The organism is Janthinobacterium sp. FW305-128 (genome assembly GCF_020858135.1).
Taxonomy (GTDB): Bacteria; Pseudomonadota; Gammaproteobacteria; order Burkholderiales; family Burkholderiaceae_D; genus Janthinobacterium.
In genome coordinates, this window is record NZ_JACYMK010000010.1 from 107123 (window position 1) to 133680 (window position 26558).

The following is a 26558-nucleotide window of genomic DNA, read 5'->3' on the forward strand; positions in this document are numbered from 1 at the left end:
GAAAATATGTACGGATGGAAACTTACGGTTAGCGCGCATGATACCGATAATGAGAATCATTATCAAGTAAGAGTGAGTTTGTATGAGTTTTACAGGAGAAACAAGGCCACCCTGGCGCCTGTTATCACTTGAACACGTTTGGATTTTGCAGACGAGGCCGCAAAGAGGCATACTGACAGTCACGGCGCGCAGGATGTGCCGCCCCAACAAGATCAAAAGGTAAGTTCGTGAACACAATCGACAACAAAAGCGTGCAGACGAAAACATTTCGCTGGAAACGCTGGCAGCGCTGGGCCGTCGGCACCGGCTGCGTCCTCGCCGCCTACAGCGCGGCCGGTTTCTGGCTGGTACCCTACGTCATCAAAAACCAGCTGCCCAAATTTGCAGAAAAAGAACTGGCGCGCCAGGCCAGCATCGCCGACGTGCGCTTCAACCCGTTCACCTTGCGCCTGGAAGCGGACCAGATCGCTTTCAAGGAAGCGGCCAGCGCTGGTGGCCAGAGCGGCGCGCCGCTGCTGTCCATCGGCGCGCTGGCCGTGCAACTCGAATGGAAATCCATCGTGCGCCGCGCCTGGAGCCTGGCGGAAATCCGCATCACGGCGCCGCAGGCGCAGTTGACCATCACGCCGGACGGCAAGTTCAACCTGGCCGAAGTGCTGGCCACCTGGCAACGCAATCATCCGGACAAGAGCGACGGCGGCATGCCGCGCCTCGTCATCGGCCACTTTGCGCTGGAGCAAGGCAAAGTGGACTGGCAAGACCAGAAGGCCGGTTATGCGGACAACTTCACGCCGATCAACTTTACACTCGACAATATCTCCACCTTGCCCGACGCCAACGGCAGCTACAGCCTCAGCGCCGACGCGGCGCGCGGCGGCAAGCTGCACTGGCGCGGCACGGCCTCGCTGAGCCCGATTCGCGGCGAAGGCGAGCTGATACTGAACGACGCTTCCCTGCCCGGCCTGGCCGCGTATTTGAAGGCGTACACGCGGGCGACGGTGAGCAGCGGCAAGCTGTCGGCGCGCCTGCCCTACGCCTTTTCCTATGCCGACGGCAAGCTGGAAGCGACCGTCAAGGGCGCGGGCCTGGCCTTGCGCGACCTGGCACTGGTGCAAGACGGCAAGGGCGCGCCATTTACATCGCTCAATACCTTGGGCATCGCCGGCGTCAACGTGGATCTGGCGCACCAGAGCGTCACGATCGACAAGGTCAATCTGTACGGCGGCAAGGTGGCCGTGCGGCGCGACAGCAAGGGCGAGATCGACGTGGCAAACCTGATGCTGCCGGGCAATCCCGCACCTGCAGCACCGGCCGCCGCGCCAGCCAAACCTGGCAAGTGGAAAGTGGACTTGCATCGACTGGCCCTGGCCAATGTGGACGTCTCCGCCATCGATGAAACCGTCTCGCCAGCCCTGCAATTGAGCGGCAGACAGTTGCAAGTGCAGCTGCAGCTGGGCTTGCAACAAGGGCCAGCGGGCATGGCCACCGTGATCGACGGCGCCAATTTCAGCCTGGCCGACCTGGCCGTGCAGCGCGGCGCGCAAACGCCGTTCAAGCTGGCCCAGCTGGGCTTTACGGAAGGCAAGATCGACCTGGCGGCGCATAGCGTGCACCTGGGCGCCGTGACGGCCAGCGGTGCGCAGATTGACCTGGCGCGCAACCGCCAGGGAGAGTTTGCGATTGCGCAAAAACTGCCCGTGTTTTCCTCCGGCAAGGCCGACGCAGGCAAGGAAAGCCCTTCCGCGCCGTGGTCCGCCACGGTAGACAAGGTGGAACTGAGCAAATTCGGTGCCCGTTTCGAAGACGCGGGCACAGGCATCAAGGGCACGCTGCAGGATGCCAGCCTGTCGCTGCACAAGGTCAGCAACGATATGAAGCAGGCGCTGCCGTTCGAGCTGGGCGTGGGCCTGCGCGAAGGCGGCTTGCTCACGGCCAACGGCAAGTTCGTGCCGGGCACGGGCGCCGTCGATGCGCAACTGAATTTGAAACAGCTGACCCTGGCGCCCGTGCAACCGCTGCTGGCGCAGCATGTAAAGCTGAAGCTGGCGGGCGGCACCCTCTCCGGCAGCGGCCGCCTGACGACGGGCGGCGGCGCGCCGAAAGCGCCGAAAGTACGCTATGAGGGCGGCGTGGATATCGCCGGCCTCGTGCTCAATGAAACGGATGGCAAGCGTTTTGCTTCATGGAAAAGCGTGCGCGCCGACAAGCTGACGGCCAGCGTGGGGCCCGATTTTGTCGACATCCCCGAACTGCGCGTGGTCGAACCGAATGCGCAGCTGATCATCGAAAACGACCGCAGCCTCAATGCGCAGCGCCTGCTGGTGAAGGCGCCGGAGCCGGCCGCTGCGCCGGCGCCGGCAACCGCCAGCGCGCCCGCCGACGCCGCCTTCCCCGTGCGCGTACGCCGCGTGCGCCTGCAGAATGCCAAGCTGGATTTTGCCGACCTGAGCTTGCGCCCGCAGTTTGCGGCGAAGATCTATGAATTGAACGGCGTCGTCACGGGCCTGTCGACGAAACGCGATGCGCGCAGCCAGATCGAACTGGACGGCCGCATCGACGAATTCGGCCTGGCGCGCGTGCGCGGACAATTAAATCCCTTCGCCCCGACCGACAACACGGACTTGAACGTGGTCTTCAAGAACGTCGACATGGTATCCGCCTCGCCGTACACGATGAAATTCGCCGGCTATAAAGTGGCGGAAGGCAAGATTTCGCTGGACTTGCAATACAAGGTGCGCAACCGCCAGCTCGACGGCACCAACCAGATCGTGCTCGACAAGCTGACCCTGGGCGAACGCATCGACAGTCCGGACGCCCTGAAGCTGCCGCTGGAATTGGCGCTGGCCATCCTCAAGGATAGCGACGGGCGCATCGACCTGGGCTTGCCCGTGTCGGGCGACATGAACGACCCGCAATTCAGCTATGGCGCGCTGATCTGGAAAGCCGTGGGCAATGTGCTGACCAAGATCGTCACGGCGCCGTTCCGCGCGCTGGGCAACTTGCTGGGCATCAGCGCCGACAAGCTGGAAGCCATCGACTTCGATGCGGGCAGCGCCGTGCTGCTGCCGCCCGAGCGGGAAAAACTCAAGCAGGTGGCGCAGATCCTCGCCAAGCGCGAACAGCTGAAGCTGGCCGTGCCGGGCCAGTACAGCGACACGGACGGAGCCGCCCTGCGCGCCCAGGCCGTGCGCCGCGCCGTCACCGCCAAGGCCGGCATCAAGCTGGAAGCGGGCGAAGAACCGGGGCCGTTGAACCTGGGCGAACGCAAGGTACGGGGCGCCCTGCGCGACCTGTATGGCGAACGTTTCGGCAAGGCCGAGCTGGACAGGCAGAAAAAGGCGGCGGAGTCTGCCGCACCTGCCCCAGCGGCGGCCTCCGCCAGCGCTTCCGCGCCGGCGGCGGCCAAGATCCCCGTCTTCCAACGCCTGGGCAAGCTGATCGAGGGCGAGCCGCAAGTGGCCGACACGGGCGCGTTCTACAACGGCTTGCGCGAACAGCTGGAAGCCAAGCAGCCCCTGCCTGCCGATGCCTTGAATAAACTGGGTGCCCAGCGCAGCGCGGCGATTGTGGCCGCCCTGCAGCAGGACGGCACGCCGGCGGCCAGGGTCAGCGCGGGCGCGCCGGAAAAAACGGAGGCCACGCCGGGCAAGCTGGTGGGCTTGAAGCTGGGATTGGCGGCACAATAAGATATGGAAACCATCTGACGCATGAAAAACCTCGACAAGGTAGCACCCTATACATCGTCTGTCGCGCAAGGCGACTGGGGCACAATGACAACGTTACTTGCTGAAACAGCAATATCGGCCAAAGACAGCATCTCCTTTGCTGACAAGACGCTGCTGGCTAATTACGTCTACAAAAAAAATGGCACCTACAAGCTGATATATACGACTGTCGCGATGGATGGCAGTATTGAAAACTACGCCGAGGATGACGGCATTTTGCCGACACTGTTCCTGAGTCCGGATCAGGAAAATTATGTCTCCGTCATCCCCTATCATCCTGATAAAGAACTGGAAATCAGCATTCCCGTCTTTCATCGTGACGGTGTGGAATTACCAAAGGGTAACCGTCCATTTACAGGAAACTTCATTGGAACGACGGACTCGTATTCGATATTTCACGATGTGCCTTTTGAAGATAACAAGCCGGACAAAATCCTGGCCATCGAGTTTATCAATGGAAAACTGAAGAAGAAACACAATGTCAAGATTCCATTACCCGCAAATAACCGCATCGCCATTTGCGACAAGACGATTCATTTGCTGGCCAATGACGGCAGCATTCTCCTGCACCGGGAGATCGATGAAAAAGGCAACGTCCTGCGCTCGCGGGAAATCGACGCGAACGATATCGATGTTTTACAGATACTGAGCTCATCGTTCGACAAGGATTCTTATCTGCTGGCGCAAGACAACGATAAAATCATTCTCGAAAAAATAGATGCGGCTGGGGCAAGCGAAATCATTGCATTGGTGGACTTTGCCGATCCACTGTTCAATACATGGCAACCAGTCGACATCGCTGACGACACTTTTGTCACGCGTTTCAATACCGAGTTTGGAAACGGCTGGCTGACCACGAAAAATGATGAGTTATTGGAAATATTCTATAGCAAAGGCGAGCAAGGCTACCGGAACTTGCTGACAAACGCGCTTTTGCCCATACCCCGTGACAAATTGATCATTTCCAGCATCAACAAGACCACGGAGCATGCTTATGCGGTCGTGTTCTACCCGATGGCCGACGATACAGCGGAGAATGCCGAACTCATCGTCTTGAATCGCCGCTTGCCATAGCGTCGCGTCGGGCACCTCAATGGCAGCGCATCGGCGGCATGGCCAGTCCATGCCGCCGATGCGCTTCACTTACTTATCCTCTTACTTCGCTTTCCCCGCCTCCTTCACCGCCTCGTCCGGCAAGGCAAACGCCACCAGGCTGTCGCCCATCTTCGTGCCCAGCGAACCGTGGCCGCCGGCCATCACCACCACGTACTGCTTGCCCGTCTTGTCGGAGACATAACTCATCGGCGTGGCCTGGCCGCCGGCCGGCAAGCGGGCTTTCCATACGGTTTTGCCGTTGCGCACGTCGTAGCCGCGGATGTAATAGTCGAGCGTGCTGCTGAGGAAAGCCACGCCGCCGCCCGTCGTGCTGATGCCGCCCAGGCTGGGCACGCCCAGCGGCAAGGCGATGGGCACGGGGGCGCTGTCGCGCGTGGTGCCGTTTTTGTGCATCCACACTTTTTTCATGGTGCGCAGGTCGACGGCGGCGATATAACCCCACGGCGGCGCCTGGCACGGGAAGCCCAGCGGCGACAGGAAGGGCTTGATTTCCACAGCAAACGGCACGCCCGTCTGCGGCTGCAAGCCCATTTCCGTGCCCGTGCCGCCCGGCGCATTGGCTTGTGCGCGCGGCACCAGGCGCTCCAAAAAGCCCATGTAGTCAGGGTTCACCAGCAGCAACTGGCGCACGGGATCGACGGCCGCCCCGCCCCACTCGAAGATGCCCAACGGGCCGGGCGAAATGATGGCACCCTTGATCTTGCCTTCGGCCACCGTCTGCGGCGTGAACGGCCCTTCGTAGCGGTGCTGGCGGAAGATGATGCGGCACGCCAGCTGGTCGAACGGTGTCGTGCCCCACATGTCCGTTTCGCTGATGTGCTTCTCGGGCAGGAACGTGAGCGCCGAGAACGGCTGCGTGGGCGACAGCTTGTCGCCAGGGGCCGCGTTGGCGGTCGGCACGGGTTTTTCCGGCGCCGGCACGACCAGGCTGCCGTCGCGCCGGTCGATCACATAGATGTCGCCCCGTTTCGTCGTGGCGACCACGGACGGCACCTTGCCTTTCGGCGTATCGATATCGACCAGGGTGGGCTGGCCGCCGATATCCATGTCCCAGATATCGTGGTGCACGGTCTGGTAGACCCAGCGCACTTTACCGGTCGCCAGGTCCAGCGCAACGATGGCGCTATTGTATTTCTCGCCATGCGGATTGCGGTTTCCGCCCCACGTGTCGGGCGTTTCATTGCCCATCGGGATGTACACCATGCCCAGCTTTTCATCGATGCTGGAAACGCCCCAGGAATTCGGTGAATTGTTGGTGTAGGTCTCGCCATCGGCGATCGGCGCCGTGTCGTCCGGGTTCGAGGCATCCCAGTTCCACATCAGCTTGCCGGTGACGGGATCGTAGCCGCGAATCACGCCCGACGGCTCTTCCGTGGAAAAATTGTCGGTCACGCTGGCGGCCATCACCACCACGTTTTGCGCCACGGCCGGCGGCGAGGTCGGCATCAAAAAGCCCCGCTTCTTCATGCCCATGCCGTGGTACAGGCCGATCACGCCGTTTTCGCCAAAGCTTTTGCACGCTGCGCCCGTATCGGCATTGACGGCGATCAGGGTCGCATCCATGGTCGGCGCGAAGATGCGGCGCGGACACTCCATGCCGGCCGCCTCGGGCGCAGGGTCGCCCTTGGCGCGGCCCGCGTTGACGTCCCAGTAGGCCACGCCGCGGCAGATCATGTGCTGGTAGCTCGACGCGTCGCGGTTGATCTTCGGATCGTGGCGCCACAGCTCCTTGCCCGTGTCCGGATCGAGCGCGATGACGATGTTATGCGGCGTGCACAGGTACAGCATGCCGTTCACTTTCAGCGGCGTGACTTCGTTGGCGATCTCGCCCGGGTCGTTCGGTCCCTTGAAGTCGCCCGTGTGGTACACCCACGCCTGTTTCAGCTGCGCCGCGTTGGCCGGCGTGATCTGCGCGGCCGGCGCATAGCGGTCGCCATAGCCGGAGCGGCCATACGCGGCCCAGTCGTTGGGCGCCACGCCCGGCGCGAAATCGCCTTGCGGCGCGGCCGCCATGTTCTCGGCCGGCACTTCGCCATGCAAGGTGTAATAGTCCTGGAACAGCGAGAACACGCCCACGGCGGCCGTCAGCACCACGGCCGCCGTCAGGGCGCTCTTGCCCGCGTCGCGCGGTTTGGCCCCGGCCGTCAAGGGCGGATCGAGGCGGCGGTCGACGAACGGCAGCAGCAGCCAGACGGCGGCGGCGAACCAGATATCGAGGCGCGGCAGCAATTGCCACCAGTCGAACTTCACTTCGATGACGGACCAGATCAGGGTGGCGAACAGCAGCAGCGCGAGAAACAGCTGGGCGCTGCGCCGCCCCTTCCACACGAGCGCGCCCGCGACGAGCATGCCGATGCCGGCCACCACGTAATACCAGGAACCGCCGAGGCTGACGAGCCAGGCGCCGCCGCCGGCAAGCGCCAGGCCCAGCAAGATGAAGATGACTGCGGTGATGACAAGCAAGGGTCCAGGCCGGGCAGAGGCAGTCATGATGCTCCTTTACAAGAGTCAGTCGGCGGCACGCGCCTGCGCACCGTATTTGATTGCAATCAAGCAAATCCCATTTTTTCACCAATCGGCAAAGCGTGCCACACGCGAGAACGCGCGCCGCGTGCCGTGTGGCTTTTTATACACGAGCTGACCGTCGAGCCAGCCACAGCAGTACGATTTTGATGAAAATCATTGAATAAAATAAATTAACAACAAATTTCTCGAATAAAACGAATTTTTATCGTAAAATGAAAAAAACACTGAAACCAACCACTTTTTCTTGCATTTCACTTCACTGGAGCGGCGCCCATCATGACCATCGCTAAACGGCTGTACGCATTGATTCTTTCCGTCGTCCTCGGACTGGCCGCTCTGGCGGGTTTTGGCATTTACCAGATGGACCGCGTGTACACGGCGGCCAGCTATGCCACCGTCAACACAGTGCCCAGCCTGCTGACCTTGAACCAGGCTTTCGTGCCGTTCGCGCAGATGCGCACGGCCGTCTGGCAGCACATGGCCAGCAAGGATGCGGCCGGGCGCGACAAGCTCGAAGCGGGCATCAGGGAAGCGCGCGCGGCGGTGGGCAAGGCGCTCGACCAGTATGAAAAAGACGATGTCACCGACGAGCAGGACCGCGCGCTGCTGGCCGCCGACCGTGCCGTGCTGGCGCGCTACGACACGGTGCGCGACAAGGTGCTGGCGCTGTCGAAGGCGGGCGAAGTGGACGCGGCACGCGACTTGCTGATGGAAAACCAGCCCATCATCAAGGAACTGGTCGACGCCCTCGCCGCCCACCACCGCTACAACGAAAACGTGTCCGCCAAGGGCGCGGCCGATGGCGCCGCCGCCGCCGCCAACGCGCGCTGGATTTCCATCGGCCTGGCCCTGGCCGTGACGGCGCTGGTGGCCGGCATGGGTCTGCTGCTGGCGCGGCGCATCGCCGCTTCGCTGGCCGGCGCCATCGACGTGGCCCGCACCATCGCGGGCGGCGACCTCAGCGTGCAAGTGAACACCGCGTCAAACGACGAGGTGGGCCAGCTGATGAAGGCCATGGCGGACATGAGCGCGAGCCTGGTACGCATCGTGGCCGAAGTGCGTTCCGGCACGGACAGCATCAGCACGGCATCGGGCCAGATCGCGGCCGGCAACCTGGACCTGTCGGCGCGCACGGAGCAGCAGGCCGGCTCGCTGGAAGAAACAGCCTCGGCCATGGAAGAACTGACGGCCACCGTGCGGCAAAACGCGGACAACGCCCGCCAGGCCAAGCAAATGGCCGTCAGCGCCTCGGACAAGGCGCAGCGGGGCGGAGCAGTCATGGACGACGTGATACGCACCATGGAAGCGATCGACAGCTCGTCCAACAAGATCGCCGACATCATCAGCGTCATCGACGGCATCGCCTTCCAGACCAATATCCTGGCCCTGAATGCGGCCGTGGAAGCGGCACGCGCCGGGGAACAGGGGCGCGGCTTTGCCGTCGTGGCCACGGAAGTGCGCAACCTGGCGCACCGTTCGGCGGCCGCCGCCAAGGAAATCAAGGTACTGATCGGCGATTCCGTGGAACAGGTCGAACAAGGCGGCAAGCTGGTGCGGCAGGCCGGCGCGGCCATGACGGAAGTGGTCGACACGGCACGCGGCGTGACCGACATCGTCAGCGAAATCTCGGCCGCCAGCGCGGAACAAAGCACGGGCATCGAGGAAATCAACCGCGCCGTCACGCAGATGGATGAAGCCACGCAGCAGAATGCGGCCCTGGTCGAGGAAGCGGCGGCCGCATCGCAATCGCTGCAGGAGCAGGCGGCCAGGCTCGCCGGCGTGGTGGGCGCCTTCAAGCTGGCGCCAGGACAGGCCGGCCCGGCGCCGCAAGCGCCAGCCGCGCGGCGGCCCGCACAGCACAAGGCGGCGCTCAAGCTGGTCGCCACGCGGCCCGCAGGCCAGGCCAGAGCCGCGGCACCGGCCACCGCCGATGCGGGCGACTGGGACGTCTTTTAGGCCCGCCATCCCGCAGCATCACTTGCCTAGATAGCATTCATTGGAGCACGGTCATGAACACCCTCTTCACCATTCACCCCTTCCTTCGCTGCGAAGACCTGTCGCTGATGCGCACGGCGCTGGCCCTGGCCGGCCTGGTGTTGCTGCTGGCCGCCCTGCTCTGGCGCCGTACCCGCGGGCGTCAGGCCGGCCGCGCGGCACCGGCCGATCTGCATGCACTGTTGCAGATGCGCAAAATGGTCCCGCCGGCCAAGGTGGCGGACAGCACACCGCCACCACCAGCGTCCAGGGCGCCGGACACGCCGCCGTTCGACGCGGCCCGGCTGGACGCCATGTTCGGCTACGACCGGCGCCTGCAGGGCGAGATTCTGGCCCTGTTCGTGGCCGAGACGCGCGACCGCCTGGCCGGCATCGCCCATGCGCTGCGCTGCGAACGGACCGCGCCGGCGCGCGTGCTGGCGCAGGAAATCCTCGACGGCAGCCAGTCCATGGGCCTGCTCCCGCTGCAGGCGCTGGCGCGCCAGGCCGTGCACGCGGGCTTTTCCAACGATATCGGCGCGCTGCGCCGCCTGCATGCGGAACTGCTGATGGCGCTCGACGCGCTGTCGCAGGCCGTCACGGTCCTGCAGACGGCGGGCGCGGCACAAGCCGATGACCGCAGCGGCGTCGGGAGCCGGCCATGAGCGCGCATATCGACCTGGCGCACCTGCCCGGCGGCGCCATCCTGCCTTCGCCCGCCGGGCGTTGCCACTGGCTGGCAAACTTGTGCGAGCAGCAGGTATCGCTCGATGAGCTGGCGGAACAACTGGGCTGCGATCCTGCCCTGACGGGCAAGGTCATCGGCCTGGCGAATGCGGGCGTACCGCCGGGCGAGCGCACGCATGCGGCGGTCAGCGCGGCGATGCTGGCCGCGATCGGCCTGCCCTCCCTGCGCCAGGCATTCGCCGCGCCGGCCCTGCCGGCGGCCACGTGCGCGCACTTCGACGCGCAGCGCTACTGGTCGCACGCGCTGGCCATGGCGTGCGCCGCCCGCGTGGCCGGCGACGCGCTGCAGCTGGCGCCGGCCGATGAGCTGTACAGTTGCGGCTTGCTGGCCAACTGCGGCCAGCTGGCCCTGGCCACCTGGCATCCGCAGGAGTATGGAGAACTGCTGGGCCAGTACGGCAATGGCGCCAGGGCCCGGCTGCTGTGCGCGGAGTCGCAGCGCTTCGGCCGCCACCAGTTGGCGCTGTCGGCCATGCTCATGCAGGGCTGGGGCATGCCGGACATCCTGTGCGACGCCGTGCGCTGCCATGCCGCGCCGCCCGGCTTCGGGCGGGCCGGGCGCATGACGGACCTGGCCTGGCTGCTGAAGCTGGCCAGCGGCTTCGCCGACCTGATATTGCGCAACGGCGCGGGGCCGCGCGGACCGGTCCTGGCCGCCGCGCGGGTACTGGGCCTGGACAGAAACGACATGGAAACCCTGCTGCGCCACAGCAGCGCCGAGTGCAGCGAACGGCGCGATCTCCTGGAACCGCAGACGCATATTGCCCCCGGCCGCACGCGCACGCGAGTCCGGCCCGCCGCACGCGAGGTTTTTAGTGAATTCATATAATTCGTTGAAATTGATTTTTTGAGCCCGATTGCGTATCATTCCCTTCAACTATATCCGCGACCATAAAGCCCATCATGCACACTGCAGACGTTTGCACTACCCAAAAGGCCGCTGAAATCCTCGGCATCTCGGTCACCTCGGTGCAACAACTGGTCGAGGCCGGCGTGATCGAAGCCTGGAAGACCAAGGGCGGCCACCGGCGCATTCCCCTCGCGGCCGTCGAAGCCTACAAGGGCAATCCCGGCCAGCCGGGCCAGGACCAGCGCGCGGCACGGGCCAACCGTCCCGTGCCATCGGGCCGTCCACCGTCCATCCTCGTGATCGAGGACAATCCCATCGAACGCGCGCTGTATGAAAAACAGATCGGTTCATGGGGCTTGCAGGCGGACTTGCGCTTTTGCGAGAACGGCTACCAGGCGCTGATGGAAATCGCCCGCGATCAGCCCGACATCCTGCTGGCCGACATCGTCATGGAAGGCATCGACGGCTACGAAGTGATCCGTACCATCCTGGCCGACCCGCTGCTGGCGGACATGCACATCGCCATGCTGTCGAGCCTGACGCAGGAAGAGCTGGAAGAACGGGGCGGCGTGCCGCCCGGCGTGGTGTTCTTTGCCAAGCCCGTCAATTACGACGAACTGCGCGGCTATCTGCGCGCCTGCTGCGCCGGCCATGCGCGGCGCAACAGCCTGGCCGCCTAGCGCGTCACCTTCCCGCCACCGCTTTCCCCTCGCCACGGAGCCGCCATGCCAGCCTATCGCCACATCGATCCTGCCGTGCTGTTCCACGCCACCGGCCACGACCTGGAGATGTTCCGCGCCCTGTCGCAGACCTACCTCGACACGTCGCCGGCCATGTTTGCGCGCGTCGAGCAGGCCGTGCGCGGCGGTGCGGCGCAAGCCATCGTGCATAGCTGCCATACCTTGCGCGGCACCGTGGCCCTGCTGGGAGCCGGTGCCCTGGTGGCGCGCCTGGCGGCACTCGAGCAGCTGGTGCGCCATCAAGGTGCGGCGGCAGCGGACTGGCTGACCGAAACGGCGGCGCTGCTCGGCGCGGTGGAGCAGGAGGTTCGCCGCAGCATGCTTGAATACACGGGCGCGCAGGAATGAACGCGCGCCAGGCCGTCCTGCGCCTGGTGCACCGCTACCGGCCGCGCACCATGACGACCGTCGTGGGCCTGGTGCTGGTGGGCCTGCTGGCGCTGCGCATCGCCGTCTCCGGCGTGCTGCTGCACCGCGAAGCCGTCGATGACTGGAAACAGGACCTGTCGAACCTGTCGCTGCTGCTGGCGGAAAACACGGCGCAGAGCATGACGGCGGCCCGTTTGGTGCTCGACAGCGTCAGCAACGAGATCGAGGCCGCCGCCCCTGCGGACGTGCAGGCGCTGGCCGCCGCCGTCGGTACCCAGGCCATGCACCAGACGCTGCGGCACAAGATCGGCGGCGTGCCGCAAGTGGACGTCGTATCGATCGTCGGCAGCGACGCCAGCGTGCTGGCCTTCAGCCGCGCCTTTCCCGCGCCGTCCATCCGCCTCGGCGAGCGCGATTACTTCGAGTATCACCGGCGCCACCCGAACGGCGGCATGCACGTCAGCGCGCCCGTGCAAAACAAGGGCAATGGCGCCTGGACCTTCTATATCAGCCGGCGCATCAGCGGACCGGACGGCCGCTTCCTGGGCGTGGTGCTGGTCGGCCTGTCATGCGACTTCTTCAGCAAATTCTTCCAGAGCACCAGCATCGGCGAACACACGGCCTTTTCCCTGTACCGCAGCGACTACACGCTGCTGGCCCGCTGGCCGGCCGTGCCCGAGATGATGGGCAAGCGCAACCTGACGGGCAGCACCTACCGCCTGCTGGAACAGGGCAAGAGCGATGGCGTGCTGCAGGTGGACACGCCGCGCGCGGCCGAACAGGGACGCACGGTCGACCGTCTGGCCGGCATCCGGCTGGTGCGCGACTATCCGCTGGCCGTCAACGTGACCGTCACGGACGCGGTGTATCTGGCGGCCTGGCGGCGCATGCTGCGCACCATGGGCGGGGCGGCCGTGGTCAGCCTGCTCGTGCTGGCCGGGGCCATCGCGCTGATCCTGGCCCTGCTGCGGCGCCAGGAGCGCGACGCGGCCATGGCGCTGGCGCTGCAAACGCGCGCGGAAGCGGCGAATGCCGCCAAGTCGCGCTTCCTGGCCGTCATGAGCCACGAGATCCGCACGCCGATGGCCGGCATCGCCGGCATGGCCGAACTGCTGCAGGACACCGCGCTCGATGCGTCGCAGCGGCAGCATGCGCAGCGCATCGGCGATGGCGTGCAGCACCTGATGCGCATCCTGAACGATATCCTCGACCTGTCCAAGGTCGAGGCAGGCCAGATGGGCATCGAGCTGCGCGACTTCGACCCGCGCCTGCTGCTCGACGACGTGCTGGCGCTGCACCGCCCGCAGGCCGATAGCAAACAGCTGTTCCTGGTCAGCGAAATCGGCAACAGCGTGCCGCCGCTGATCTGCTCGGACCGCACGCGCCTCGCGCAAATCCTCGGCAACCTGCTCAGCAATGCCATCAAGTTCACGCCCTCCGGCACGGTGACCGTGCGCCTGCACCTGGAACCGGCCACGCCGGACGGCGCCAGCGCCTGCCTCGTCGCCATGGTCAGCGACCAGGGCATCGGCATGACGGGGCAGCAGCTGAGCCGCATCTTCGAGCCGTTTTGCCAGGCCGACGACAGCATCAGCGGCGCCTATGGCGGCACGGGGCTGGGCCTGACCATCTGCAAGCACCTGGTGGCACTGCTGGGCGGCGAGATTTTCTGCAGCAGCGCGCCCGGCGCCGGTTCCCGCTTCACCGTGCGCATCCCCTGCATGCCGGCGCAGGCGCCGGAGCCGGAGCCGGAACCAGCGCTAGTGCCGCCATCGGAACCGGCCGCCCCGCCCGCCACAGCCTCGGAAGGGGGCGCGCGCATCCTGCTGGTCGAGGACACGGCGCTGAACCGCCAGCTGGTGTGCCTGCAGCTGGGCGCGCGCGGCTACCGCATCGACACGGCGGAAAACGGCGAGCTGGGCTTGCAGGCGCTGGCCGAGCAGCAGTACGACCTGGTCCTGATGGACTGCATGATGCCCGTCATGGACGGCTATCAGGCGTGCCGGGCCCTGCGCGCCCGCGAAGCGGCCAGCGGCGCGCCGCGCCTGCCCGTCATCGCCCTCACGGCCGGCGTCACCGAGGACGACCGTCAGCGCTGCATGGCGGCCGGCATGGACGATTATCTGTCCAAGCCGTTTACGGCCGCCCAGCTGCGCGAAATGGTCGACCGCTGGCTGACGCGCCAGGCGGCGATACGCGAAGTAACCCCCAATAAATTATTGTAATTTCTGACTTCCATAACCGGCGCTGTGCTGTGTTGCCCGCAGCTAGCAGTGCTCGCACTGCGTCACTGCAGGCGCCTTGCACAGCATCCGGTTCTGTTCGTCATAAATTCACAATAATTTCCCGAGGATTACTTAGCCGCCCGGGCCGCGCACAAAACAACACTTTTCCTCGATAAATCATTTTAATCGTTAAAATCAATTATATTCGCTATAATTGATAAAACGACGCGCCAGCGACGCCGGGCATCCTCGCACAACGGCACAACTGGCAGACCTTGCGGAGGCGGCATGCGGCAGCACAGATACTGGAAGGCCATGGCCTGGGAGCGTTGGGAGCGTTGGGATACGCGTACCCTGCTGTCGCTCTTCATGGCCGTGCTGCTGGCGGGCTTGTGGGGCATCACCATGCTGCAACTGCGGCACGCCTACGACGCCGCCGTCGCCGGCGCCGGGCGCGATGCGCGCAGCATGGCGCGCGTCTTTGACGAACACGCAATCCGCACGATCGAGGCGGCGGATCAGGCGGTCACGTATTTGCGCAGCCGCTACCAGGCGCTGGGCAGCCGCCTCGACATCGTGACCGATCTGCGGCAAGGCCTCAATCCCGGCCCCCTGTACAACCTGTTTACCATCGTCGACGAACAGGGCGACATGGTGCTGTCGAGCCGCCCTTTCCAGCCCACCAACCTGGCCGACCGAGAGCACATCCGGGTACACATGCAGCGCGACAGCGGCGAACTGTATATCAGCAAGCCGGTGCTGGGCCGCGTGTCGAAAAAATGGTCGATCCAGATGACGCGCCGCATCAACCATGCCGATGGCCGCTTCAAGGGCGTGGTGGTGGTCTCGATGGACCCGTATTACTTTACCCGCCTGTACGACGAAGTCGACCTGGGCGACAACAGCTCCACCGAACTGGTCGGCAACGACGGCGTGGTGCGCGCGCGCCGGGTCGGCGCCGTCGACACCATCGGCCAGGATATCGGCGGCAGCAAGGTATTTTCTCTGATGCAAGGTAAAACGCGGGGCGGCTTCACCGAACGCAGTCCCGTCGACGGTGTCCTGCGCTTTTACGCGTTCGAAAAACTGGCCGGCTACCCGCTGTACATGCTGGTCGGGCTGGACCGCGACACGGTATTGGCCGACTACGTCTCGCGCCGCGACCAGGCCTTGCTGATGGCGGCCATCACGAGCGCGCTGATCGTGCTGTCGTGGGCCGCGCTGGTGCTGCTGATCGGCCGCCTGGTCGACAGCCGCGCCAGGGCTATCGCCGCCAGCGAGGCGAAGTCGCGCTTCCTGTCGAACATGTCGCATGAATTGCGCACGCCCCTGAACGGCATCCTCGGCTTTTCCGAGCTGCTGCTGGAGCAGCTGCGCCAGCCGGAACAGGCCGCCTACGCGCAAACGATACAGGACAGCGGCCGCCAGTTGCTGGCCATGGTCGAGGCGGCGATGGAATTGAGCGCGCTCGAACAAGACCAGGTAAGGCTGCAGTCCAGCGCCGCGCCATTGGACCAGCTGCTGGAACTGGCGCTGGCGCCGCACCGGCCGCGCGCGGCCCGCAAGGGCTTGCAGCTGGCCGCGTACGTGGCGCCCGCCACGCCGCCGAGCATCGATTGCGACCGCGTGCGCCTCGTGCGCGTGCTCGATATCCTGCTCGATAACGCCATCCGCTACACGGCTGCCGGGCGGGTCGACGTGCACGTCATGCACAGCGGCGCGGACCTGCAGATCGAAGTACGCGATACGGGTATCGGCATCGCGCAGGCGCAGCAGGGCGTCATCTTCGACAAATTCTCGCAGGCGGACGACTCGCCGAGCCGCGCCCATGACGGCGCAGGCATGGGCCTGGCCATCGCGCGCCAGCTCGCCGTGCTGATGGGCGGCAGCATCGGCGTGGCATCCGCGCCGGGCCAGGGCGCCGTCTTCCGCCTGCACCTGCCCCTGTCCCTTGGGGGCAAATTGGCCACACTATCACATGCATAGTTGTGCGCAAAAGTTGTTCTCAATCCATATCGGGTATAGCATCGCCACATGACCTATCACACAGATGCGGCGGCGGCGCGCAGACAATGGATCGAATGGCTGTTCTTGCTCCTCGGGCTGCTCATCGTCGCTGCCGCCCTCGCCTATGCGCATCTGGCCGAGGCGGCGCGCCACGACGCGGCCGAACGCGAGCGCCTGAGCGTGCTGACGGCGCTGCTGGCAAAAAATATCGAAGTCGACCTGGAGGCAACCAACCTGGTGCTGGGCGGCGTGATCCGCGACTATCTGGCCGCCGGCACGGCACCGGACGCCGGGCAAGCGCTGCCCCGGCGCCTGGCCGCGCTGGTCGACGCCATGCCTGGCGTGCGCACCATGCTGGTCATCGATGCGCAAGGCAAGCCGGTCGCCACCAACATCGCGGAACTGGCGGACCAGGATTTTTCGCGCCGCGGCTACTTCCAGACGGCGCGCGACGCCCCCGATGCGCGCATGCTGTACATCTCGGCGCCCTTCCATACCTTCAAGGGCGACCTGGTCATCACGGCGTCGCGCATGGTGCAGGACAAGCAAGGCCGCTTTGCCGGCGTGGTGGTGGCCACCTTCGCCCCCGAATACTTCACGGCCAAGTTCCGCACCGCCATGTACGCGCCCGACGTCTGGGCCGTGGTGCTGCATGGCGACGGCCGGCAGTTCCTGAATTACCCGGCCAGGACTGCCAATGGCGCCAACATGGACGTCCCCGGCAGCTTCCTGCGGCGCTTTCGCGACAGCGGCTATCAGGCGGGCGTCCTGAGCGGCGTCGACATTGCCGGCGCCCCCGCCGCCCCCCGCGTCATGGCCATGGCGACCATCGCCCCGCCGGCCCTGCACATGGACCGCGCCCTCATCATCGGCCTGAGCCGCGAAGAAGCGGCCATCGCCGCCCCGCTGCAACGCCAGGCGCTCGGCTACGTCCTTTCCTTTGCCGTGCTGGCGCTGGCCGCGGCCAGCCTGCTGTTCTGGAGCCAGCGGCGGCGCCGGCAGCAGGCCGCCTGGCATGCGGAGCAGGAAACGGAGCGCCAGGCCATGCAAGCCGTGTCCGACAGCGAAACGCGCTTTCGCACCCTGATCGAAGACGCGCCCGTGGCCATCGCCATCCTGCGCCACGGCCGCTTCATCTACTCGAATCCCCGCTACCGCAGGCTGCACGGCTACACGGCGGATGACAATCTGAACGGCCTGCCCTGGTCCGCCATGATTTCCGCGCCATCGCTGGCGGCGCTGGCCGCCAATGAAGCGCTGATCGAGGCGGATTCGCCCAGCGAACAGGTGTTCGAGGCCGTGGGCCTGGGCAAGCAGGGCCTGCCCGTGCCCATGTACAAGACCACCACGCGCGTGGTGCTCAAGGATGGACCGGCGACCCTGATCTTTGCCCAGGATATTTCCACGCAAAAGCAGGCCGAAGAGGCCATGCTGCTGGCGCGCGACGCGGCCGAATCGGCCAACCGCAGCAAGGCGGAATTCCTCGCCAACATGAGCCATGAAATCCGCTCGCCGCTCAACGCCATCCTCGGCATGGCCTGGCTGCTGGAACGCGACGGCCTCGATGGCGAAGCGCTGCTCATGGCGCGCAAGATCCGCGCCGCCGGCCAGTCCCTGCTGGGCATCATCAACGACGTGCTGGACGTATCGAAAATCGAGGCGGGCCACATGACCATCGAACGGGCGCCGTTCCGCCTGGCCGACGTGATCGAAAAGATCGCCGCCAGCATGGGCGTGGCCGCGCATGACAAGCCGATCGAAGTGCGCATCGGGCCACTGCCCGATGGCGTCGAGCAGGTGATGGGCGACGCGCTGCGGCTGGAACAGGTGCTGGTCAACCTGACCAGCAACGCCATCAAGTTCACCGCGCAAGGCGCGGTCGAGCTGACGAGCACGCTGGAGAGCCGCGACGGCGACGCCGCGGTGCTGTGTTTCAGCGTGCGCGACACGGGCATCGGCATCGCGCCCGAGGTGCAGGAGGCGATCTTTTCCGCCTTCGCCCAGGCCGACAGCTCCACCACGCGCCGCTTCGGCGGCACGGGCCTGGGCCTGACCATCTGCCGCCAGCTGGTGCGCCTGATGGGCGGCGCCATGCGCCTGACAAGCGTCATGGGCCAGGGCAGCACATTCAGTTTCACGGTGCCGCTAGAGCTGATGCCCGCCAGCGCCCCGTCCTCGCCCGACATGCAGGGCTTGCGCGTCTTGCTGGCCGACGGCAAGGCCGACTCGCGCGCCGCCGTGGCCGCCGTCGCGCAGGGCCTGGGCTGGCGCGTGCATGCCGTCTCCGGCGGCCAGGCGGCGCTCGAGCATGCGCTGGCCTGCGCCGAGGACGCGCGGCCCGGCGTCATCGTGCTGGCCGCGCGCATGCCGGACATGGACGGGGAAGCCACGGCGCGCGCCCTGCGCGAGCACCTGCCGCCGCAGGATTGCCCCATCGTGATCCTGGCGGCCAGCGGCGCACCGGCGACAGCGCCCGCGCGCCGCCATACGGACCCGGCCAATCCGGCCGATGCCATCCTCAACGAACCGGTGACGGCTTCCAGCCTGTACAACGCGACGATGGAAGCGCGCCAGCGGCGTGCTGAAGCGGCCGGCCTGGACACGGGCCACGCAGCGCTGGGGGCACGCGTGCTGGCCGGCGTGCGCGTGCTGGTGGTCGACGACAGCGACATCAACCGCGACGTGGTCAACCATATCCTGTGCGACCAGGGCGCCCTGCCCTCGTTCGCCTGCGATGGCCAGCAGGCGCTGGACTGGCTGCTGGCCCACCCGTCCGACGTCGACATCGTGCTGATGGATGTGCAGATGCCCGTCATGGATGGCTTGCAGGCGACGCGCGCGCTGCGCCAGCTGCCGCAGTTCCAGGACTTGCCCGTGGTGGCCCTGACGGCCGGGGCGTTCCGGACACAGCGCACGGCGGCGCTGGAAGCGGGCGTGAACCATTTCATCAGCAAACCGTTCGACGTGCCGCAGACCATCGCCCTGATCGCGAGCGCGCACCGGCGCCATGCGCAAGGGCTGCCGGCCCTGCCGCCGGCAGCGACCGAAGCGGCGACGCCCTCGCGGGCAGGCGGCGCGGCGCCCGTGATCGACCTGGCGCAAGGGATGGCGCAGTGGCTCGACGAAGCGCCCTACCGCCAGCATCTGTCGCACTTCGGCAACACTTACCGCAATACGGTGGGCGCCATGCGCGCGCTGCTGGCGGCCAATGCACGCGGCGACGCCGCCGCGCTGGCGCACAAGCTGGCCGGCGTGGCAGGCAGCCTGGCCCTGCCCGCCACCCTGCAAGCCGCCCAGCAAGCCGAACAGCTGCTGCACGCGGGCGGCGATGCGTCGGCCGCGCTCGATGCCCTGGAACAGGCGCTGGCGCACGCCATCGATGCCGTCGCCGCATTCACGGCACAGACGCCGGCGCCCGGCCAGCCGGTCATGCCAGAAACACAACATGGCAGCGCATGCCAATGATAGACTTGCCAATATAAAAATTTAGGAGACACCATGATCTGGTGCAGGGATTTGCTGTTGAGAGCCTTCATGCTGGGCATGCTGCTATTTGTCGTGGGCGAATCGCTGTCCTACTGGGCGCCGGAAATCAAGAAACTGCTGGCCTGGCGCCCGTTCTGACGCCAGGCTAGCCTTCGCGGCCATCCACCCTGGCACGCCACAAATAAGGCGCATACACGCACGCATACAGGCCAAAGGCCAGCGACCAGCACGCGCCGGCCGCCAGCAGCAGCGGCATGGACAGCGCGGCGGGACCGACGGCAGCCAGCAGGCGCGCCAGCGCGCCAAGCTGGATCAGCCAGTACATCGCCGCTTCCGCCCTGCCGCCCTTGAGCGCACGTCCCGTGTGGCCCAGGGTGGTGCGCGTCATCATGCCGATGATCAGGCCCGCCATCGATCCCACCGTCAGCGCGTGCAAGGCGGCGCTGGCCGGCAGCAGACCCAGGCTGGCGGCCGCCAGCAGCGCAAAGCCGATGCCGATCCACGCGTAAGACAGGTGCAAAATCCACAGCAGCGGCACGCGCACCGTACGCTGCGGCTGCCAGGCCAGCAGGTTGGCCAGCGATACGCCGGCGGCGCACAAGGCCAGCGGCGCCGTCAGCCAGGCCGGCGCGCCGGCCAGCCACGCGATCGCGGCGGCCGCCATGCAGGCTACGGCGACCAGCGCGCGTTTCGGACTGGCCACCGGCGTGCTGCCCGGTGCGCCATTGCGGGTAAACATGGGAATGACGCGCGCGCCGATCACCGATTCGATCAGCACGATGATGAAGATGGCCGCCTGCACGGGCACAAACAGCGACAGCGGCAGCCAGCCCAGCACGGCCGCGTGGAACAGGGCATTGGCCAGCGCCAGCAAGGCCAGCAGACCGACGAGGAACAGGTTGCGCGTATTGCCCGAGCGGCGCAGCACCTGGTACAGGGGCCAGGCGGCCAGCGGCAGGAACAGCCAGTCGACCAGCGCCGGCAGCAGGCCGGGACCGCACAGCATGGCCACGCGTCCCGCCAGCCACAGCCCCGCCAGCGCCATCAGCTGCGCACCGTGCGGCGTGGGCAAGCCCGTCCAGTTGCGCCCCGCCGTGTAGAGGAAACCGACGACGACAGCCAGCGCGAAGCCGAACACCATTTCATGCATGTGCCATCCCAGGCCCACCTGCAGACCGCCAGGCAGCAGGCTCCCATAGCTGGCCAGCCACAGGGGAATGGCGATGGCCGCAAACACGGCCGCCAGCAGGTAAAACGGGCGGAAGCCCAGTTGCCAGACGGCGTGGCCGGCATGCCAGGGAGCGGCGCCTGCTGTCGTGGAAGGTGGAGAAGGTTCGCTGATCGGGGTGATGGCCATGATGGAGTCGCCTTTAAAGATATATTCAATATACTACTTTAAAAGCACAGGAACTGCCATCGGCAAAAAGGACTAGAGAGAGATAATAGCCATGGGGTCTGACCCGGCGGGTCAGCCCCCGACTCGGGCTACTTGCCCTGGCGGTGCTCGACCGCGTACACGGCCGCCTGCACGCGGCTCGTGAGGTTGAGTTTTTTCAGCACGTTCTGCACGTGGATCTTGACCGTGCTTTCGGCCAGGTCGAGGGTGCGGGCGATGCCCTTGTTGCTCTCGCCGCGCGACAGGCAATCGATGATTTCCTTTTCGCGCGGCGTGAGCTTGTCGAGCTCCGACACGGGTTCCTCGCGCCGCGTGCCCGCCTGCAGCTGCGCCACCAGCTTGCCCGTCATGGCTTCGGCGATGACGACTTCGCCGGCCGCCGCGCGGCGAATGGCGCGCACCAGGTAGTCGGCGTCGATATTCTTGATCAAATAGCCGCAGGCGCCCGCGCGCAGGGCCGTGGCCAGGTCTTCGGCGTCTTCCGACACGGTCAGCATGACGATGGCCGTATCGGGGCAGTCGTGCTGCATCAGCTGCAGCGCTTCCACGCCGGACATGCCGGCCATGTTCAGGTCCAGCAGCACCACGTCGGGCTGCAGCTGGATGGCGCGCTTGATGCCTTCCACGCCATCGGCCGCCTCGCCGACGACGGAAAAGTCCGTATGGCGCTGCAGCAGCGAGCGTATGCCGCTGCGGAACAGCGCGTGGTCGTCCACCAGCATGACGGTGATCGGTTTATCGGGAGTCTCCATTTTTTTATACTTTCTGATAGTGGCTTAGGCGGCGCGGCGCTGCTCGCGCGACAAATGCAGTTCGACGGTCGTGCCGCCGCCGGGGCAGGCATGCACGTCGAACGTGGCGTCGATGCGCTGCGCGCGCTCGCGCATGATATGGATGCCGACATGGCTGTCGCCCTTTTCCAGCACGGCGGCAGCGTCGAAGCCGACGCCATTGTCGCTGATCGTCAGCGTAAAATCCTGGTGATCGGCGAGACGCACCTCGACGTGGCTGGCCTGCGCGTGCTTGCGGATGTTCGACAGCGCTTCCTGCACGATGAATAATAACTGCAATTGCTGCTCGCGGGGGAATGGCGCGCCGTCGACGTCGGCCAGCAGCTCGGCGTCGATGCCCGTCTGGCGGCGGAATTTGTCGAGCGCCGCGCGCAGGGAGCCAATCAGGTCATCCTCCATCAGGCGGCTGCGGAAATTGGCCAGCAGTTCGCGCACGTCCTCGTAGCTTTCCTTCACGCCCGCGTGCAGAGCCGGCACGATGCCCGCCACCTCGTCGAAACGCGCATTGCGCACGGAGTCGTCGAGCATCTGCACCTGCAGGTTGAGGAAGTTGAGGCTTTGCGCGATGCTGTCGTGCAGACCCTGCGCCACCAGGTTGCGCTCTTCGGAAATGGCCATCTCGCGTTCGCGCGCGGCCAGGCGCAGGTTTTCCAGCGCGATGCCCAGCAGCTGGCCCAGGGTTTCCAGCAAGGCCAGCTCGCGCGCGGAAAACACGCGCGCATGGCGGAAATGCAGGTTGAAAAAGCCCAGGTGCTGTTCGTGCGCGTGGATATGGAAAACCGAGACGGTGGCAAAGCCCTCGCGGTGGCAGCGCAGCTCGTGCGCCTTGTCGATGCGCCGCATGTCGTGCACTTTCGCCACCTTCATCTCGACGGCCGTGCCGCACAGGCAGTCGCCCACCTTCAGGCAATGCTCGGACGCCACCAGCTCTTCGGACAGGCCCGTATGCACCACCATGTGCAGGTTGCCCCGCTCGGCGTCGAGCACGCGCACGGTGGAGCCGTCGGCCTCGAAATAATCGACGATGCGCTGCATGAAACCGCCGCAGATGTCTTCCAGCGGCTGCGGGCGCTGCAAAAAGGCCGCGCTTTCGTACAGCAGCGCCAGCTCGCGGTTGCGGTATTCGAGCGTGGCCGTCTTGCTGCGCACGCCCTCTTCCAGGTTGCCGTACAGCGCCTGCAGGCGGTCGGCCATCTGGTTGAAGCCGCTGGCCAGCTGGCCGAATTCGTCATTGCTCTCGACGGCCAGGCGCACGCTGAAGTCGCGCTCCTTCATGCGCTGCATGCCCAGGCGCAGCCGCGTCACCGGTTCGATGATGAGCATGAACATCAGGTAAATCATGCTGACCGTGCCGATGACGGCCATGCCGACGAGGATCAGCTGCGAGGCGCGCAGCCAGAAGGTGCGCTGTTCGCTGTCGTGCTCGATCAGGCGCACCAGCTGGTCGACCTGGCCCACGAAGGTGTCGGCGTCATGCTCGAACTGGCGCGCGCGCACAATGGAATCGGCGGCCAGGGCGGCCGGACGCAAGGCACTGCGCCAGGCGACGCCGATGCGTTCGAATTCGGACTTGATGGCCGTGCTGGGGGGCAGGAACAGGGGACGCTGCGGGTCGCCGTGGCCGATCTTGGCCAGGGTCTCGTCGATCAGCAGCACTTGCTGGCGCGCCTGCTCGCGGGCGTCGCTGGCAAGCAGCAGGGTCAGGCGGTAGGTCTGCATGCGCAGCCGGCCCGTCTCGTTGATGGCGGCCGAACTGCCTTCGAGCTGCCACGACAAAAACAGGGTGCAGCCGATGGCGCTCAAGGCCAGCACCAGCATGAGCAGCAGCGCGCCGACGATCTTGGTCGACAGCTTCTGCCAGGAAGAAAACATCGCCTTGAATTTCATACTACCCCTAATGAATGCCTGTTTGTGGCCTCTATGCAGTCAAGTCAGCGACATCACTCCACCCACAGGCAAAGATCCGGGGTCAGTCCCTGCGGATCGAAATACGGCCCACTGGGACGTATTTCCCCGGCGGGTCTGACCCCAGCAGTGACACCTCCACTCAGCCGCCCGTCTGCGCCATGAACCGGATAATCTTGTCCGGCTGCGTATTGAAATCATGCTGCTGCGGCTTCAGTTCGATGGCGGCGCGGATCGCCGCCTCGATCTGCGCATCCGTGGCCCCGCCGCGCAGCATGGGGCCAAACGCGAATTTCTCTTCCTGTCCCAGGCACAGGTACAGGGTACCATCGACGGACAGGCGCACCCGGTTGCAGGTGGCGCAAAAATGCTGCGACATGGGCGTAATGAAGCCGATGCTCGAGCGTCCGTCGGGGGTCGCCATGTAGCGCGCTGGCCCTCCCCCCAGTTCCATCGCCTGCGGCACCAGGCCGAAGCGGGCCGCCAGGCGTTCGCGAACGGGACCCAGCGGCATGTAGCTGGCATTGCGGCCCGTACTGCCCATCGGCATGGCTTCGATCAGGCGCAGGATGAACTGCTGCTCGATGCAAAAGGCCGCCATGGCCTCGATCTGGCCGTCATTGACGCCGCGCATGGCCACCATATTGATCTTGATCGGGTCGAAACCGGCCGCCTTGCCCGCCATCAGGCCATCCAGAATGGGCTGAAGGCTGTCGCGTCCCGTGATCTGCTGCATGCAGGCGCGGTCGAGCGAATCGAGGCTGACGTTGATGCGGTCCACGCCGGCCGCGCGCAAGGCCACGGCATGCTTGCCCAGTTGGGTGGCGTTGGTCGACAGCGACAGGTCGTCCAGACCGGGCAGCGCGGACAGCCTTTGCGCCAGCTGCGGCAGATTGCGCCGCAACAGCGGTTCGCCGCCCGTCAGCCGCACGCGGCGCGTGCCGAGGCGCACGAAAATGCCCAGCAGGCGCTCGATCTCGTCGAACGTCAGCCAGTCCTTCGGCTCCTCGAAGCCGCGAAATCCCTTGGGCATGCAATAACCGCAGCGCAAATCGCAGCGGTCGGTGACGGACAGCCGTACATAATCGATCGAACGGCCAAAACGGTCCTGCAACTTGACGCTACCCATGACGCTACTCCTGATTCTTCCGTGATTGTAAAGGCTGGGGCACGATCTGGCTGTGCCCCAGAAGGCCTAGCGGCCTACGCCTTTTTAGCTACGCATTTCTACTTACTGAACCAGCGGGCTGGCTGTGCCTTCGAGCTCGATACCGGCAATGTCCGCCCGCCCCACGAGCAGGTGCAGGTACTGGTGCACGGCGCGCTGCCACGCCGCCCGCGCCAGGCGGTCGGCGATCTGCGCCTGCACCGCTTCGTACGGGATGGCCTGGCCTTCGACCCGGCGCAGCACCTGCACGATGTGGTAGCCGAAGCGCGTTTCCAGCAAATGGCCGGCCAGCGCGCCTGCCTCCAGGCGGAACACAAGGGCGTCGAATTGCGGCACGCTCTGGCCCGGCGACAGCTGGCCCAGGCTACCGCCCAGGGCGCCCGACGGACAGTTCGAATACTGCGCCGCCAGTTCGGCGAAGCGCTCGGGCGCCAGTTTCAGGGCATCGAGCACGGCTTGCGCCGTCGTGCGCAGCAGCTCCAAAGGCGCCTCCGGCGTCACCTGAAACAGGATGTGGCGCGCCTCGACCAGCGCCCCGCTGCGAAACAGCTGCGGGCGCTGTGCATAAAAGGTGCGGCAAGCCGCATCGTCGGCGGGCGGCACGCGTACTTCCTGCGCAAACAGCGCCTCGATGCGGTCATCAATACTGCCGCCCTGCACGCCGAGGCGCTGCGCCTCGGCCAGCAGCAGCCGGCGCAGCACCAGTTCATGCACGGCCTGTTTCAGCGGATTGCCGGCACCGTCGTGATGCGGCAGTTCCTGCGCGATGTCGGCATCGTCGATATCGATGCCATTGACGGAGATTCCCATGATGTGATTCCTTTCTTAACGGCGGCGCACCAGTTGATAGGCGCGTCCCAGGTAACCGATGGCGCCAAAGCCGCTCCACACGTGCACCAGACGGGTGAACGGGAAGATGACGAACAGCGACATGCCCATGAACAAATGCAGCTTGAACACCAGCGGCGCATCGACGATGAAGCTGGCGGCGTCGCCGCGGAAGGTGACGATGTGCTGCGCCCAGTTCATCAGCAAGACCATCATGTGGCCATCCATGTGCGACGCCGAGACGAAGATAGACGACAGGCCCAGGAGCAAGGTCAGCAGTATCCACACCATCACCAGCTTGTCGCCGGCCGTGGTGACGGCGCGCAGCCGGTCGTTACTGAAGCGGCGCACCAGCAGGATCAGGATGCCGGCCAGGCACAGGCCGCCCATCACGCCGCCGGCCGCCATGGCCACGCCCTGCTTCAGGCTATGCGACACGCCCATGGTATCCCACACCCAGACCGGGGTGAGCAAGCCGGCCGCATGGCCGAACAGCAGGCCGATGATGCCGATGTGGAACAGGATATTGCCCAAACGCAGGCTGCCGCGGTGCAGCAGCTGGCTGGAATCGGACTTCCACGTGTATTGCTCGCGGTCGAAACGGATCAGGCTGCCGAGAAAAAAGATGGCCAGCGCGATGTATGGATAAATGCCATACACAAATTGATGCAAATAATTACTCATGATGTACTCTCCTCATGCGGG

18 protein-coding genes are annotated in these 26558 nt (G+C 65.5%); 11 read left to right on the forward strand and 7 right to left on the reverse strand.

The window, feature by feature from the left end; all coding sequences use genetic code 11:
* Positions 1 to 227 precede the first annotated feature (227 nt).
* Positions 228 to 3686, forward strand: coding sequence for a DUF748 domain-containing protein (locus tag IGS60_RS20675; RefSeq protein ID WP_230506032.1), 3459 nt, complete (start codon positions 228 to 230; stop codon positions 3684 to 3686).
* 21 nt (positions 3687 to 3707) lie between these two features.
* On the forward strand, positions 3708 to 4799 hold the full coding sequence (locus IGS60_RS20680) for a hypothetical protein (RefSeq protein WP_230506033.1): 1092 nt from the start codon (positions 3708 to 3710) through the stop codon (positions 4797 to 4799).
* 81 nt (positions 4800 to 4880) lie between these two features.
* Here the strand turns inward: IGS60_RS20680 and IGS60_RS20685 are convergent, their stop codons facing one another.
* Positions 4881 to 7331, reverse strand: a complete 2451-nt coding sequence (locus IGS60_RS20685; RefSeq protein ID WP_230506034.1) for a membrane-bound PQQ-dependent dehydrogenase, glucose/quinate/shikimate family — start codon at positions 7329 to 7331, stop codon at positions 4881 to 4883.
* Between the two features lie 312 nt (positions 7332 to 7643).
* On the opposite strand from IGS60_RS20685, the gene IGS60_RS28485 reads away from it, so the two are divergent.
* From IGS60_RS28485 to IGS60_RS28390, 9 genes are all read left to right on the forward strand, one after another.
* A complete protein-coding gene (locus IGS60_RS28485) occupies positions 7644 to 9323 on the forward strand; it encodes a methyl-accepting chemotaxis protein (protein WP_306798508.1) in 1680 nt (559 codons plus the stop codon).
* Positions 9324 to 9376: 53 nt separating this feature from the next.
* A complete protein-coding gene (locus IGS60_RS20700) occupies positions 9377 to 10006 on the forward strand; it encodes an Hpt domain-containing protein (RefSeq protein WP_070313641.1) in 630 nt (209 codons plus the stop codon).
* A complete protein-coding gene (locus IGS60_RS20705; RefSeq protein ID WP_230506035.1) occupies positions 10003 to 10917 on the forward strand; it encodes an HDOD domain-containing protein in 915 nt (304 codons plus the stop codon). The genes IGS60_RS20700 and IGS60_RS20705 overlap by 4 nt, the downstream gene beginning before the upstream one ends.
* 74 nt (positions 10918 to 10991) lie before the next feature.
* A complete protein-coding gene (locus tag IGS60_RS20710) occupies positions 10992 to 11618 on the forward strand; it encodes a response regulator (protein WP_070288176.1) in 627 nt (208 codons plus the stop codon).
* Between the two features lie 45 nt (positions 11619 to 11663).
* Entirely contained in the window at positions 11664 to 12026 is a 363-nt protein-coding gene (locus tag IGS60_RS20715) for an Hpt domain-containing protein (RefSeq protein WP_230506036.1), read from the forward strand.
* Positions 12023 to 14272 carry a hybrid sensor histidine kinase/response regulator gene (locus IGS60_RS20720; RefSeq protein WP_230506037.1) on the forward strand — a complete coding sequence of 750 codons (2250 nt, stop codon included), beginning with the start codon at positions 12023 to 12025 and terminating at the stop codon, positions 14270 to 14272. The genes IGS60_RS20715 and IGS60_RS20720 overlap by 4 nt, the downstream gene beginning before the upstream one ends.
* Positions 14273 to 14560: 288 nt before the next feature.
* The gene (locus IGS60_RS20725; protein WP_230506038.1) at positions 14561 to 16258 is read left to right on the forward strand and encodes an ATP-binding protein; all 1698 of its coding nucleotides are present in this window, start codon (positions 14561 to 14563) and stop codon (positions 16256 to 16258) included.
* A gap of 48 nt (positions 16259 to 16306) precedes the next feature.
* On the forward strand, positions 16307 to 19744 hold the full coding sequence (locus IGS60_RS20730; protein ID WP_230506039.1) for a response regulator: 3438 nt from the start codon (positions 16307 to 16309) through the stop codon (positions 19742 to 19744).
* 33 nt (positions 19745 to 19777) lie between these two features.
* Positions 19778 to 19903 (forward strand): hypothetical protein, encoded by a 126-nt coding sequence (locus IGS60_RS28390; protein ID WP_268994148.1) that lies wholly within the window; start codon positions 19778 to 19780, stop codon positions 19901 to 19903.
* Between the two features lie 7 nt (positions 19904 to 19910).
* Here the strand turns inward: IGS60_RS28390 and IGS60_RS20735 are convergent, their stop codons facing one another.
* The 6 genes from IGS60_RS20735 to narI all read right to left on the reverse strand — a co-directional run bounded on the left by IGS60_RS20735 (position 19911) and on the right by narI (position 26537).
* A complete protein-coding gene (locus IGS60_RS20735) occupies positions 19911 to 21122 on the reverse strand; it encodes an NnrS family protein (RefSeq protein ID WP_230506040.1) in 1212 nt (403 codons plus the stop codon).
* Positions 21123 to 21250: 128 nt separating this feature from the next.
* A complete protein-coding gene (locus tag IGS60_RS20740; protein ID WP_034781594.1) occupies positions 21251 to 21913 on the reverse strand; it encodes a response regulator in 663 nt (220 codons plus the stop codon).
* Positions 21914 to 21937: 24 nt separating this feature from the next.
* Complete coding sequence (locus IGS60_RS20745; protein ID WP_306798509.1) at positions 21938 to 23824, reverse strand: type IV pili methyl-accepting chemotaxis transducer N-terminal domain-containing protein; 1887 nt, start codon at positions 23822 to 23824, stop codon at positions 21938 to 21940.
* Between the two features lie 175 nt (positions 23825 to 23999).
* The gene (gene moaA / locus IGS60_RS20750) at positions 24000 to 24986 is read right to left on the reverse strand and encodes a GTP 3',8-cyclase MoaA (RefSeq protein ID WP_070313637.1); all 987 of its coding nucleotides are present in this window, start codon (positions 24984 to 24986) and stop codon (positions 24000 to 24002) included.
* Positions 24987 to 25088: 102 nt separating this feature from the next.
* On the reverse strand, positions 25089 to 25835 hold the full coding sequence (locus tag IGS60_RS20755) for a peptidylprolyl isomerase (protein ID WP_230506042.1): 747 nt from the start codon (positions 25833 to 25835) through the stop codon (positions 25089 to 25091).
* 15 nt (positions 25836 to 25850) lie between these two features.
* Complete coding sequence (gene narI / locus IGS60_RS20760) at positions 25851 to 26537, reverse strand: respiratory nitrate reductase subunit gamma (RefSeq protein ID WP_230506043.1); 687 nt, start codon at positions 26535 to 26537, stop codon at positions 25851 to 25853.
* Positions 26538 to 26558 lie beyond the last annotated feature (21 nt).